The sequence below is a fragment of the Tissierella sp. genome (assembly GCF_031460495.1).
Classification (GTDB): Bacteria; Bacillota; Clostridia; order Tissierellales; family Tissierellaceae; genus JAVKTS01.
Window position 1 is genome coordinate 60,112 of record NZ_JAVKTS010000001.1, and the last position, 14,094, is coordinate 74,205.

Here is a 14,094-nt window from a genome sequence, read left to right on the forward strand (position 1 = left end):
TGCATTCAGTAAACAATAGTGAACCGTACCATAAGTAAATAAGATTTCTTTAAATATAAAATTAAATTTATATACTTCTTAATACTGTAATAAAGCCATCTAGTATTTGATGGCTTATTTTAAAGCCTTTATCTAGATAGAATTTTAATGCATTATTGTTCCCGTTAGACACAAAGATGAATATATCATTAATTGATTTAAATGAGTTTAGCCAATCCATACTATTTGTGAACAAAATTGTACCAATGCCTAAGTTACGATAATCTTCCTTTATATAAAATTGAGAAATACAACCTACATCATCATGCTTAACAGAATCAAAGTCGAAGAAATCAACAGATTCCAGAGTAGCAAATCCACCAGAATATGTATGCTTAGGACAAATGTTACTATATGCATATCCAACAATTTCATTATCATCTTTAGCTACTATTATAAAGTTAGCTTTAGCGCTATTGAAAGAAGGAATCATTCGGGTTTCAAAAGACATATTATCAAACCACTCGGGATGGATAGATGATTTAGATTTTTGATAAGCCATTAATTCATTGCATAGATTTTCTATACAATGAATTTTATCATCAGAAATAATTTCATAATATATGCTCATATTAATCTTCCTTTCTAGAAAAATTTTAAATTATGTATAATAAACCTACAGGATTTGATATGATTATACCAGAAAGAATTATTATTACAAGTACGAAGGATTTTCTGCCTAAGGAAGTAAAAACTGAGCATTGGAGTGATATTATGAGCAACAAAACAATATATAAGAGTAGACTTAATAACTGTCCATTAACTTTTGCTTTAAATCTTATCAGTGGAAAATGGAGACTACCTATAATTTGGTTATTAAATAAAAATGGAACTATGAGATATAATGAATTAAAAAGATGTATCGATGGGATTACAAATATGATGCTGACTCAATCACTAAAAGAATTAGAATCATATGGAATCATAAAACGAGAGCAGTTTATGGAAGTACCACCTAGGGTTGAGTATTCTCTGACTGATAATGGAGAAAATCTTATTCCAGCTCTTAGAGGACTTGCTGACTGGGGGAGTAAAATGGCAATTAATGAAAACCAAAGTTGTAGTGAAAAGGTGAACCATATCATAAGTAGAGAAAATTGAAGTCTGATGTTATAATATTCTTAAAGTACTCAATGTGTAGGTACTATTGCATTTTATTATTTATCATAAATTAATTGAAGGAGCATATTTGGGGGATGAAGTGTAAACATGAATAAGGAAAATTTAAGATTGTTACAGCAAAGAGTAACTCTACTAAGGAGTGAAGGAAAGTATAAAGAAACAATTGAATCTTGTTATTATCTTCTTAAGTGTGGAATTGAATCGAATGACTATAAATCTATTTTAACTGCACATATTAATAATGCAGCATCATATTATTGTATTGGTGATTTGGAAGAGGCATTTAAAAGTATTGATTCATATGATAGGGTTTGTAGTAAATATGGTGATGATTCAGATAAATTGAATTTATACAATACCTTATTTGTGCTTTATGAGTATAATAATGATTATTATAAAGCAAAAGAAACACTTATAAAAAGTATTGATTTAGGGAAGAAGCTGGAGAAGTATAATATAGTAAGCAATGCATATAGCAACTACAGCCATATATTGATTAATGAATTAAACTATAAAGAAGCATTGGAAATGGGTAAGATAGGGCTAGAGATGGCCAAGTTACATAAACCAGCAAGTATGATTTTAAAAATTAGAGTTCAATTAAATATTATATTAGCTCAGATTGGGCTTAAAAACTTTGATGTTTCTGGACAATTATTAGAACAAATAATAAATGATCCAATCTTAGATTCATTCATAAGAGAGAAGGTTCAGTGTCATATATTACAAGGTGAATGGTATTCCAATCAAAACCTATACATGGAAGCATTTAAATCGTTAACTTATGCAAAGGAGTTAGTAGAAAGTTATGATGATTTATATCTATTAAAGGAGATCCAAGAGAAAAGATGCAAAATGTGTGAGCTAATGAACGATATCCCACAAGGATATTTAGTCCAAAGAGAGTATATAGAACTTCTCAACTTAATCAATGAAAAGAAACTAGCAATAACAGCTCTAAAACTTGATATCAAACATAATATTGCTGCTATAGAGAGGAAAGCTAATACTGATTACTTAACTGGCTTATATAATCGCAGCTACTTAGAAGCAGCTACAACTGATTGGTTAAAGGAAGCATCTGTAGAAAAGGAAAGTATAGCATGCATTGTATTTGATATAGATAATTTTAAAGGAATAAATGATAAGTATGGCCATCTTTTAGGCGATGATGTAATAAAACAAATAAGCAAATCTTGTTCTAGTATAATTAGTGACCATGATTTGATAGGTCGCTATGGAGGAGATGAGTTTGTTATTGTATTAAGACGATCATCTTTAGAAGATGGGTATGAAATAGCTAAAAGACTAAAACATAAATTACTAAACCTAAACATTAAAAAGAGCGAAAAAACTATCCCAATAAACGTTAGTATGGGTGTTGCAGATAATTTAAATGGTTCTATATTGTCTTTTAATGATTTGTTTCACCTTGCAGATATGAGACTTTATAAGGCAAAGCAAAATGGGAAAGACCAAATATGTGCTTTCGGGTAATTAAAGCGTTTAAGGGAAGGGAAAGTAAAGTATACATGTACTGAAAGAATGGGGAGTATTGAATTGATAGTATATCAAGAATTAATTTTCCTTTCAGGAGATTTTTTAAGATGATATCTTGTTGTTATTTATCAAATAATATTATATTATTTGATAATAACAACAAGTCTGCGTTTAGAGATATGATAATAACAATATCAGAACTAGCAACTGCAGATTTAATATCTGCAGTTTTATTTTTGTTGGATAAGGGAGGATATGAGATGAAGTTTTCAGTGTATAACACTTTAACAGGAGTAAAAGAAGAGGTAATACCTGTAGAGGAAGGCAGGATAAAATTGTACACATGTGGGCCCACAGTATACAATTATGCCCATATAGGTAACCTGAGAACCTATGTTTTTGAAGATGTCCTAAAGAAGTCAATGGAGTACATAGGCTTAGAAGTCAAGCATGTTATGAATATAACAGATGTAGGACATTTAGAATCCGATTCAGATACAGGAGAAGATAAAATGGCTTTAGGAGCCATCAGAGAAAAGAAAACCCCTTGGGAAATAGCAAAATTTTATGAAGTGGCCTTTTTTAAGGACTGTCAACTTCTTAATATAACAGAGCCTACAATTGTATGTAGGGCTACAGAACATGTTGAGGATATGATTAACTTTATTCAAATACTGGAAAAGAAAGGCTTTACCTATATTGCCAATGGTAATGTATACTTTTCAATAGAAAAGTACCCAGACTATGCTAAGTTTGCTAATCTAAGTCTGGAAGAGCTTGAGGCAGGGAGTAGGGTTGATGTAGACCCATTTAAGAAAAATCCCCTTGATTTTGTACTATGGTTTACAAACTCAAAGTTTTCCAATCAAATAATGCAGTGGGAATCACCTTGGGGAATAGGTTTTCCAGGGTGGCATATTGAGTGTTCTGCCATGTCAATGAAGTATTTAGGAGATAGAATAGATATACACTGTGGAGGAGTAGATCATATCCCTGTGCATCATACAAATGAGATAGCTCAATCAGAAAGTGCTATAGGACACAAGTGGGTAAGCTACTGGATGCATGGAGAGTTCTTAGTACTTGATAATGGGAAAATGTCAAAATCAAAGGGAGATTTTTTAACTCTTTCTAGGCTTATTGAAGAAGGCTACAATCCTTTAGATTATAGGCATTTCTGCCTACAGTCTAGATATAGAAAACAGCTTTTATTTAGCTTTGAAAGTTTAACAGAATCTCAGAAAGCCTTTAAGAAACTAAAGAGCAGAATTAAAAATATAGTTGATGGCAAAGTAAAAGGGGAAAAAATTAATAAGACGAACATAAAAGAATATCAAGATAAATTTGCAGCGCAAATAAGAGATGACTTGAATATAGCGAATGCCTTTACTGTGTTATCTGAAGTTATAAAGGATAATATGTTAAATAACACAGAAAAGATTTATTTGATAGAGGATTTCGATAAAGTATTTTCCCTAAATCTTACTTTAGATGAAGGAATAATTAATATTGAGAATGTTGATGAAGAATATATTCAGAAACTTATTTTAGAGAGGAATAGAGCAAGAGAAGAAAAGAATTGGGCTAGAGCAGATGAAATACGAAATGTTCTTTTAGAAAGTGACATCGAATTAGTAGACTCGAAGGACAACACTACATGGAAGATTATGCAATCATGATAGAATTGAAAGAAATAACATGGGAGAATTTCTGGCAAATCATAAATCTCAAATCAAGTGAATCCCAAAGTCATTTATTACCATCAAATGCTATTTTTATGGCTCAGGCTTATGTAAATTTGAAATTTAAGTACCCTGATGTGTGTTTTGCATTATACAACCAATCTCAGCCTGTTGGATTTACAAAAATAGTATATGTCCCTAAATGTGAGGAACCATATCATTTCTTAGAAGATACCTACCTGATTGATGCAATAATGATTGATAGTAATCACCAAGGTGAAGGTTATGGTAAACAGGCACTCTATCAAGTGCTAAAGTATATTGAGTCTAAACCATTAGGCGAAGCTGCCTCAATAAAACTATTATGCTATGATGAAAACATTATTGCTATTAATATTTATAAAAAAGCAGGTTTTCATAAAACTGATAAATTTACAGATGAGGAAAAGAGATTAAGGATTTATTCTAGGGATATGCGAAATGTTATTTAATCAGCTTATTTTTATAGAGAAGGAGTTGTGAATATAATGAAACTTACAAATCTTGGGCATTCTGCTTTTATTCTAGAGGATAAAGGTTTTAAAGCTATAATTGATCCCTTTATTTCTGGGAATCCATTATCAACCATTGAATTAGGTGAAATTCAGGGAATTACACATGTATTTATCACACATGGACATGGTGATCATATAGGAGATAGTATAGAACTTGCCAAGGCTAATGATGCCCTTGTCATTAGCAATGCTGAAATATCAGATTATCTTTCAAGTAAAGGTGTAAAGACACATGCTATGCATATAGGTGGAAGATATAGATTTGATTTTGGGACAGTAAAACTTACTCCAGCTCTTCATGGCTCTGGAATCAGTACTGAAGAAGGTATGATATATGGAGGAAATCCATGTGGTTTTGTAGTTGAAGTAAATAATAAGAAGATTTATCATGCAGGTGATACTGGCTTAACTATGGATATGAAGTTATTAGAGTGGGAAAATATAGATGTAGCTCTTATTCCAATTGGTGGTAATTATACTATGGATATATATGATGCAGTCATTGCAACAGAATTTATAAAACCAAAACTTGTAATTCCAATGCACTATAATACATTCCAAGTTATAGAAGCAGATCCTAATGAATTTAAGGAAAAGAACAAAATCTGTGATACTGTTATATTAAATATTGGAGAATCCTTTGAGTTTTAATCGAAGGTGTGGTATGAGATTTTTGAACAGCAATATAATACTAAATGGTATAGGTGAATGAATGTGATATACGATAATAGAGAGAACCTTAATGCAAGATTATTCAATAGTCTAAAAAATGATTGCCAGAAATGTTTTGGATTTTGTTGCGTTGCCTTATATTTTTCAGCTTTAGAAGGCTTTCCAATTGACAAAGAAGCTGGTAAGCCTTGTTTAAATTTACAGAATGATTTTAGCTGCGGTATTCATAGTAGTCTTATAGGTAAAGGTTTAAAAGGGTGCACTGCTTATGACTGTTTTGGTGCCGGACAAAAAGTTGCTCAAGTTACATATAATGGACAGGATTGGCGTAAAGTTCCAGAATCAGCGCAACCAATGTTTGAAGTATTTTCCATTATGAGACAACTCCATGAAATACTATGGTATCTTACAGTAGCACTTTTCTTGAAAATAAATACTGATATAAAAGATAATCTGAAGCATTTCATAAATGAAACGGAAGAACTTACATATTTAGATGACATTTCCCTGATGAAATTAGACATAGATTCACATAGAGATAAGATTAACCCTATCCTCAAAAATATTAGTGAAATTGTTGGGAATCAAGTTTCTAGGAATCAAAAAATGGATTTAAAATGTAAAAAAACAATTGCTGGAAGACTGGATTTAATTGGTTCTGATTTAAGAAAATCTAATCTTATGGGGATGGATTTACGAGGAGCATTTCTTATTGCAGCAGACTTAAGAGGAAATGATTTGAGTGGTACAAGCCTAATTGGAGCTGACTTACGGGATGCTGATATAAGAGGTGCAAATCTTACAGAGAGCTTATTTATTACACAATCTCAAGTTAATGCTGCAAAGGGAGACTCTAATACAAGGCTACCGGAGTGGATAGATTACCCAAAGGTTTGGTCCAAAGGATAGAAAAACTCAGCTATATTGATATAGAATACCTTATCATAAACAACATAGACTTTTCATAAATACGCACAAAATATCACTCATGAACTTTATTAGGCTGATATACTTATGGTGAACTTAGATATTAAGTTTATTTATAGATATCAATACTAGGTAAAGAAAATGGAGGGATTATTGTGGAGGACATACTTAAATTTTATAGTGAACATGGTATAATGACAAATATAGAAACAATGAAGCATATGGTTGCAGATATACCAAAAAATATTTCAAGTATTGTATCAATTGTTCAAAATATTATGTTACACCAACACTGGGCTGAGAGGTATGGAGTAGAGTTGACGGACAAAAGAAATGAAGAGCCTTGGATTAGAAGTGTTGAAGAGAAACTGATATTTTTAAATAATCGAGGATATAATCATGTATTAGATAAAAAAAGGATAGAGGATAAAATACTTGGAATTTGCCGAGATTTTTCAGTAATGGCAGCAGCTTTTTGTATAGAAGCGGGTATTCCTGCTAGAGCCAGATGTGGATTTGCCACATACTTTGATCGTGGTAAATATATTGATCATTGGGTTCTTGAATATTGGAATGAAGATGAAAGACGATGGGTATTAGTAGATCCACAGCTTGATGACTTTCAACGAAAAAGACTAGATATATCTTTTAATACTCTAGATGTTAATGATAAATATTTTATAACTGCTCCAAGAGCTTGGCTGATGTGTAGAGAGGGAGAGTTAAACCCAGATTTATTTGGGATCTTACAATATTGGGGATATGATTACTTAAAGACCAATTTAATTCTTGATGTTAACTCACTACTTAAGATACCAATGCAGCCTTGGGACTTATGGGAAGGATATAAAAAGCTACCAGTATCGGAATGGTTAGAGAATGATTTTTTGATTATGGACCAATTATCGAGGTATGATTTAAATGTAGATGATGACATAGAGACTCTATACACTTTTGTCCAGCAAAATGATGAAATAAGGGTACCTAAGGATTTAGGTGAAGTTATAAATATGTTTGAATAGGTGGGATTAGTATGGCATATGTTAATGCCATGGAGAAGGCGCTAATTTATATAGAAAATCATTTAAATGATGATATAGATTTATCTATTATTGCTAAGGAGGCTGGATATTCTTTATATCATTTTCATCGTATCTTTAAAGGCGTAGTAGGTGATTCTATAAAAGAATATATTAGAAAAAGAAGAATTACTGAAGCAGCAAAGGAGTTGGTCTCTTCAAATAAGCCAACTATTGACATAGCAATAAAGTACGGATATCAATCTAGGGAGGCCTTTAGCAGGGCCTTTGAAAAGGTTTATGGAAGAAATCCTTTAGAGGTAAAACATGAGGGACTATTTTATCATATTAGGGAGCCTATGACTTTTGATTATATGATGTTTGAATATAATCGACAAAAATATGGTATGCAGCCAGTCTTACAGAAGTTACCAGAATTTTTGGTAGTAGGTAAAAAATATGACATTCAAGTGGACAAGAGTAGTTATCAAGAAATACCACTTCTATGGCAGCAATGGAATAATAGCAGAGAATGGACATATATAGAGGAAAGAAAATATGATGATAAATGCATGGGAATATGTATATTTGAAGAGGGAGATACTTTTCAGTATATGGTTGGACATGAAGTTACAAGTGTAAATAATATTCCAAAGGATATGACTGCGCATAGAATAAAGCCATCACTTTATGCAGTCTTTAAGACAATTGGGCCTTTAACAGAAAGTGTGCAAAAAACAATAGATTATATTTATACAGTATGGCTTAGTGAATCAGAGTATGAACATGCAGGATTGAATGATATAGAATATTACTATTATTCTCAAGGAGAACTAGTAGCAGATATTTATATACCTATACTCCCCTCTAACAAATCAAGGCACCATAATATATAAAGGAATAATGGAAAGATAAAAAAATACATATCTATAAAAGAGAATAGGAATTATGAAAGCCTTGAATTATTGAGAACAAATACTAGAGTTTCTCTCCAATCAAACTTTATAGATAGAAAACCAAAGTTAAAGTAAAATGATGAACCTAATCACAATAATGGAAAAGCAACTATGTCATGTAAGTAAATTTATGCGTCACTTTCATCTAGGCATATTCGAATAAATTTTCCAATGTCGAGTCTTATTTAAAAACTTATTTCTATCTGGTAGGAGGTTTTTATGACGCATCTTTTATATTAAATACAACATCCTAATTTAGAAAAGACCCTTGGGTCTTTTTTTAATGCTGATTGTGAAAGTTGAAGTCTTTCTAGATATTTTAATAATTGAGATTTATTTTATATGTTGACAATTATTCGACTGAGTGTTATATTATAGAAATTGAACAGCGTTCAATTATCTAATGGCGTTAAATAGAACAAGGAGTGAAATTATGACAATAGAAAAAAGAAGAGAAAGGGAAATAGAAGAAATGAGGGAACTTATCCTTTTAGCGGCAAGTGATATCATGGCTTCTGAGGGATTTGATAAACTGTCTATTAGAAAAATTGCTAAAAAAATTGAATACTCTCCATCTATCATTTATCATTATTTCGATAATAAAGAAGAAATATTAAATATTTTAATGCAAAGAGGATATAAAGAAATAGTATCAGCAGTATCTTCAATAAAAATAGAAGGTTACTCTCCTGAAGAAAAATTAATGCAAATGACCAAAAAATATATAAAAGCAGCATTAAATATGCCAGAAGAATTTATGGCTGCACAGTTAAGCCAATCAAAATTGGCATTAAAACATACTTCTTCGTTATTTGAAGGTGCTTCAAAAGAAAAACCCGCTTTGTCTGCACTGTACCAATGCTTACGAGAGATGTATAAGGATAAAGATGTAGATGATAAAACAGTCGAACTAACTGCACAAATGATTGCAGTATCAACCTTAGGTCTTATTTTCAAGATTATAATAGAAAAAGACATTGGTGATGAACAAAGAGAAAATTTGATTAGCTTTTATTCAAATGAAATAGTATTAAGAATAGCTAATGGCAATATATTGAACTAGGAAGGAGGGGGGGGTTTGAAGGCGATATTTAAAATAATAATCACAATAGTATTTGTATTTATATTGGTTTTTACAATCGGAGCATTTTATCTATCTCGAGGACTTAATGAAGGAAGCAACATTGAAGTAAACGGAATAAATATATTAGAGCTAAATGATGGGATATACAATGGAAAGTATAATGCTGGAAGATGGTCAAATCAGGTTAATGTTACAGTTAAGGGTCATAAGATAACAAAAATAAATATAGTAGATGATGTTACTTTTGCAAAGCCTGGTGTAAGTGATGAGTTATTCCATAGAGTTATTGAGGCACAAAATACTAAAGTAGATGCAGTATCACAAGCTACAGTGACATCTAAAGCTTACCTTAAGTCAATAGAGAATGCATTTAATAATTAAGAAGGAGGGAATTGAATGAGTACCTTGATAGTTTATGCAAGTAAATACGGGTGTACAGAAAAATGTGTAGAATTGTTGTCTAAAAAACTTTATGGTGAAATAGAAATAATGAACTTAAAGAAAGTAAGGGATATTGATATTTCAAGATATGAAAAGATTATTATTGGTGGGTCAATATACATTGGTAGAATACAAAAAGAAGTAACGGAATTTTGCTCAAAAAGCTTAGAAGAGTTAAAGAAAAAACGAATTGGGTTGTTTATTTGTGGTATGCAAGAAGGTGATACAATCAATACCCAATTAAATCAAAATTTTAATCCAGCTTTAATCGAAATTGCAGATGCTAAGGAATGTTTTGGTGGGGAATTTACCTTTGATAAGATGACCTTTATAGAAAAGTTTATAGTAAAAAAGGTATCTAAAGTAACTTCAAATAAATCCAATATATCACAGGATAATATCCACAAGTTTGCACAAGCAATAAATTCTATTTAGTTTATCTGGAGGTATTTTAAATGAAGTATAATAGATATACTCAATTTTTATAGTTGGATGCAAAAGGAGTATATTTATAGATGTAAAGAGCAGCAATTCATTAAGTTATGACTTTAATATATCAGATATAGAAAATATTGATGAAACATTAAGTAAGCAAGAATACTATTTTACCAGTTGGTGCAAAAATACTAGCTGAAATTGTACAAGAAATATTAGAAGAACTGCCAGAGAAAATTTCTAATATGGTTAATAAGATTTTTTTAAATAGTATGTTAAAGAAAGTAAGAGAGTTGAAATAGATTAGATATGATTAGAGGAGAAAATATAAATGAGCAATTATCAAATTAAGAGAATAGTGGACAGTCCAGAATTGAAAACATATGCTGCTGACTGGTTCCATCAAAAGTGGAATATTCCAGTAGAAGCATATCTTGAAAGTATGGATGAATGTCTGAATGGTAGAAATACTATTCCGCAATGGTATATAGTGATGTTGGAAGATGAGATTGTTGGTGGTGTTGGCGTAATAAAAAACGATTTTCATAACAGGAAAGATTTATCACCTAATGTGTGTGCTGTTTATGTGGAAGAGAATTACCGTAGGCAAGGCATTGCTGGTAAAATGTTGGATTATGTATGTGAAGATATGAAAGAAAAAAATATTGACACCTTATATTTGATTACGGATCATATTTCTCTTTATGAGCGTTATGGATGGGAATTTCTATGTATGGCTCAAGGAGATGGTGAAAAGGAACTATCTAGAATGTATATTCACAGAGCTGAATAAATTTTAATTTGTCCAGTGGATTGAAATAATAAAATTAAGGAGATGCACTATGGTAAATCAGACATAGCAAAAGAACATTTGATGTCTGCTAGATGGGAGGAGAAGAATGGAAGAACTAGTTTTAGCAAAAATTAATAAGCATATGATTAATGATTGTGTGGATTTGTTTATTGGAACATTCACTAAAGAACCATGGAATGATGTTTATGAATCAAGAGAACAAGTAGTGAAGTTTATGAATAATCACTTTAACAATAACTACTTTGTAGGTTATGCAGCTCTGTTAGATGATAAGCTAGTAGCCTTGAGTATTGGTATGAAAAAACCGTGGATTGAAGGTTTTGAATATTATATTGATGAGTTTTGCGTTAGTTATGAAATGCAGGGGAGAGCTATTGGGAGCTGGTTTATAAAGGCAATAGAAGAAGATATTGAAGAACAAGGAATGAATGCAATGATATTAAACACAGAAAAAAACTACCCATCGCAGAAATTCTATGAAAAAAATGGATTTAAAACACTTAGTGATTTGATAATTCTTGTTAAATAGTGTAGTGGTGAATTAAGTATATATACAGTTATAGGAAAATAATGCTTCGTAGCATTTATAAACTATGTCATAATGGTAGTATTTGATGTCGTAACTTACATACATAAAAGGGGAGTTAATAGATGAATATTTATAAAAGTTTAGAAAGTACAAAAAAAGAAATTGACTTTATTGATGATAAAATTTGTGAATATAATGAATTAAATGTACCATTTGAAATATCTATTCCATCGTCAAAACTTAATAGACACATACAAGATGATAATGGCAATATTATAGCAGGGATAAATTGTATATATTACTCTTGGAAATGTATATATGTAGATGCATTATGGGTTAAAGAAGAATATAGAAATACAAAGATAGGTTCTCAATTATTAGCTGAAATAGAGGAAACTGCAAAAGAATATGATTGCCACATTGTACACTTAGATACCTTTGATTTTCAAGCGAAAGACTTTTATATCAAACATGGATATGAGATACATGGAGTTTTAGATGATTGTCCGCAAGGGCATAAGAGATATTATATGAAAAAGAACATTTAGTTCGCATTCTTTATCTTCAGTGTCGCAACGGTCGATTTATGTGTAATAAATATTAAGGGGGAGGCTAATTTGGGAGAAGCAAGGTTTTATTATAAAGATAAGAATGCACCAAAACCGAATAAACCTATTCATATAGGAGCTTGTGTAATTATTCGATATAATGGTAAAGTGTTATTAGAAAAAAGAACCGATAGTAATCGTTGGGCTTTAATAGGTGGTGGGCTCAATATAGATGAAAGTCTTGAAAAATGTATTGTAAGAGAGATAAAAGAGGAAACTGGGCTCGAAATTCAAGAACAATCATTATGTTTTCTAAAGGTTTATTCTGATCCTACACGCATAGCGGAGTATCCTGATGGGAATATATTAAGAATAATAACTGCTGTATATCAAATTGAAATAAGTAATAAACATGAATTAATATGTAGTGAGGAATCAAAACAACTTAAATACTTTAGCCTCGAAGAATTAAAGGATTTGAATATTGCAGAAACACATAGACATATTATCTCTGATAATTTATTAAGTTTATAATGACCTTCATATTAAACAAAAAATTATCTATAGATTTGTTATTAGGAGGGTAATTTATGAAATTGGTATTTTTAATAGGAAATACATCTGTTGGTAAGATGACAGTAGGGCAGGAACTTATGAAAATTACTGATTTAAGATTGTTCCATAATCATATGACAATTGAACCGGTAATAGAAGTATTTGGATATTATCATAGTAGACCAATAAGTAGAATTAGAGAAATCATATTTGAAGAGTTTGCTAAATCAGATAATTATGGATTAATATTTACATATATGTGGGCCTTCGACCATAAATCTGACTGGGATTATGTTGAACATGTAACGGAGATATTCAAAAATAATAACGCTGATATTTATTATGTAGAACTTGTTGCTCCACAAGAAATTAGATTACAAAGGAATATTACTGAAAATAGGTTAAGAAACAAAGCCTCAAAACAAGATATAGAAGCTTCAAACCAAAGGCTTATAAATGGTGATGAGAAGTATCGCTGTGTTAGTAATGATGGAGAAATACAGTTTGAAAACTATTTGAGAATAGATAATTCTACTGTTCCTGCAAAAAATGTTGCTGAAATAATAAAGGCTCATTTTAAATTATAAAACAAATATATTAAGTAATTTAATTTTATCTACTTAAAAGGGGAAAGTGTATTATGGATATAGAAATTGTAAAGGTAGCTGAAGAGGAAAGAGAAATATTAGCCCGATTAATCGAGTTGTATGAATATGACTTTTCAGAGTATGAAGATAGGGATGTAAATTTTCTTGGCTTATATGGGTATGGATATTTAGATTATTATTGGACTGAAAAGCGAAGATTTCCATATTTTATTAAGGTTAATAATAAACTTGCAGGATTTGTTATGGTATGTGATTATTGTTATATATCTAAAGATGAAGATACGCTTTTTATGAGTGAGTTCTTTGTTATGAAGAAATATCGCAGAGGTGGAATAGGAAAATATGCAGCTAAGAAAGTGTTTGAGATGCATCCAGGAAAATGGGAATTAACGGTTCATCCTAATAATCCAATATCACATATATTTTGGGAATCAGTATTAAAGAGTACTGTGGGAAATGATTTTAAGAAACACTTAGATGTAGAAGATGTTTATGATGATGAGCTTGGAATTGCATATACATTTAGAAATGATTTGTAGATTCCCAGCATAGAAGCATTAAGCAATAACAAAACAATCACTTCAGGAATATCATGTAATAACAATGATA

At 30.8% G+C, this 14,094-nt stretch carries 18 protein-coding genes; 17 read left to right on the forward strand and 1 reads right to left on the reverse strand.

Annotated elements, in window-relative coordinates; all coding sequences use genetic code 11:
- Positions 1–67: 67 nt before the first annotated feature.
- On the reverse strand, positions 68–610 hold the full coding sequence (locus RIN63_RS00300; protein ID WP_310442644.1) for a GNAT family N-acetyltransferase: 543 nt from the start codon (positions 608–610) through the stop codon (positions 68–70).
- A 32-nt stretch (positions 611–642) separates the two neighbouring features.
- Between RIN63_RS00300 and RIN63_RS00305 the strand changes: the two genes are divergently transcribed.
- From RIN63_RS00305 to RIN63_RS00385, 17 genes are all read left to right on the forward strand, one after another.
- Positions 643–1,140: a helix-turn-helix domain-containing protein gene (locus tag RIN63_RS00305; RefSeq protein ID WP_310442645.1), complete on the forward strand. Its 498-nt coding sequence runs from the start codon at positions 643–645 to the stop codon at positions 1,138–1,140.
- A 108-nt stretch (positions 1,141–1,248) separates the two neighbouring features.
- Positions 1,249–2,658: a GGDEF domain-containing protein gene (locus RIN63_RS00310; RefSeq protein ID WP_310442646.1), complete on the forward strand. Its 1,410-nt coding sequence runs from the start codon at positions 1,249–1,251 to the stop codon at positions 2,656–2,658.
- Positions 2,659–2,768: 110 nt separating this feature from the next.
- Positions 2,769–4,340: a cysteine--tRNA ligase gene (gene cysS / locus RIN63_RS00315; protein ID WP_310442647.1), complete on the forward strand. Its 1,572-nt coding sequence runs from the start codon at positions 2,769–2,771 to the stop codon at positions 4,338–4,340.
- Positions 4,319–4,834 carry a GNAT family N-acetyltransferase gene (locus RIN63_RS00320; RefSeq protein WP_310442648.1) on the forward strand — a complete coding sequence of 172 codons (516 nt, stop codon included), beginning with the start codon at positions 4,319–4,321 and terminating at the stop codon, positions 4,832–4,834. Before cysS ends, RIN63_RS00320 begins: the two co-directional genes overlap by 22 nt.
- Before the next feature lie 36 nt (positions 4,835–4,870).
- Entirely contained in the window at positions 4,871–5,548 is a 678-nt protein-coding gene (locus tag RIN63_RS00325) for a metal-dependent hydrolase (protein ID WP_310442649.1), read from the forward strand.
- A gap of 57 nt (positions 5,549–5,605) precedes the next feature.
- A complete protein-coding gene (locus RIN63_RS00330) occupies positions 5,606–6,478 on the forward strand; it encodes a pentapeptide repeat-containing protein (protein ID WP_310442650.1) in 873 nt (290 codons plus the stop codon).
- A gap of 173 nt (positions 6,479–6,651) precedes the next feature.
- Positions 6,652–7,518 (forward strand): transglutaminase-like domain-containing protein, encoded by an 867-nt coding sequence (locus RIN63_RS00335; RefSeq protein WP_310442651.1) that lies wholly within the window; start codon positions 6,652–6,654, stop codon positions 7,516–7,518.
- Between the two features lie 11 nt (positions 7,519–7,529).
- On the forward strand, positions 7,530–8,411 hold the full coding sequence (locus tag RIN63_RS00340; protein ID WP_310442652.1) for an effector binding domain-containing protein: 882 nt from the start codon (positions 7,530–7,532) through the stop codon (positions 8,409–8,411).
- Positions 8,412–8,904: 493 nt separating this feature from the next.
- Positions 8,905–9,534, forward strand: coding sequence for a TetR/AcrR family transcriptional regulator (locus RIN63_RS00345; protein ID WP_310442653.1), 630 nt, complete (start codon positions 8,905–8,907; stop codon positions 9,532–9,534).
- A 15-nt stretch (positions 9,535–9,549) separates the two neighbouring features.
- Positions 9,550–9,936 (forward strand): FMN-binding protein, encoded by a 387-nt coding sequence (locus RIN63_RS00350; RefSeq protein ID WP_310442654.1) that lies wholly within the window; start codon positions 9,550–9,552, stop codon positions 9,934–9,936.
- Between the two features lie 15 nt (positions 9,937–9,951).
- Positions 9,952–10,431 (forward strand): flavodoxin domain-containing protein, encoded by a 480-nt coding sequence (locus tag RIN63_RS00355; protein WP_310442655.1) that lies wholly within the window; start codon positions 9,952–9,954, stop codon positions 10,429–10,431.
- Between the two features lie 331 nt (positions 10,432–10,762).
- Complete coding sequence (locus tag RIN63_RS00360) at positions 10,763–11,224, forward strand: GNAT family N-acetyltransferase (protein ID WP_310442656.1); 462 nt, start codon at positions 10,763–10,765, stop codon at positions 11,222–11,224.
- A gap of 106 nt (positions 11,225–11,330) precedes the next feature.
- Positions 11,331–11,774 (forward strand): GNAT family N-acetyltransferase, encoded by a 444-nt coding sequence (locus RIN63_RS00365; protein ID WP_310442657.1) that lies wholly within the window; start codon positions 11,331–11,333, stop codon positions 11,772–11,774.
- Positions 11,775–11,896: 122 nt separating this feature from the next.
- Positions 11,897–12,322 carry a GNAT family N-acetyltransferase gene (locus RIN63_RS00370; protein WP_310442658.1) on the forward strand — a complete coding sequence of 142 codons (426 nt, stop codon included), beginning with the start codon at positions 11,897–11,899 and terminating at the stop codon, positions 12,320–12,322.
- A gap of 69 nt (positions 12,323–12,391) precedes the next feature.
- Positions 12,392–12,856, forward strand: a complete 465-nt coding sequence (locus RIN63_RS00375; RefSeq protein ID WP_310442659.1) for an NUDIX domain-containing protein — start codon at positions 12,392–12,394, stop codon at positions 12,854–12,856.
- 56 nt (positions 12,857–12,912) lie between these two features.
- A complete protein-coding gene (locus tag RIN63_RS00380) occupies positions 12,913–13,464 on the forward strand; it encodes an AAA family ATPase (RefSeq protein ID WP_310442660.1) in 552 nt (183 codons plus the stop codon).
- Positions 13,465–13,517: 53 nt separating this feature from the next.
- Entirely contained in the window at positions 13,518–14,024 is a 507-nt protein-coding gene (locus RIN63_RS00385) for a GNAT family N-acetyltransferase (RefSeq protein WP_310442661.1), read from the forward strand.
- Positions 14,025–14,094: the final 70 nt, after the last annotated feature.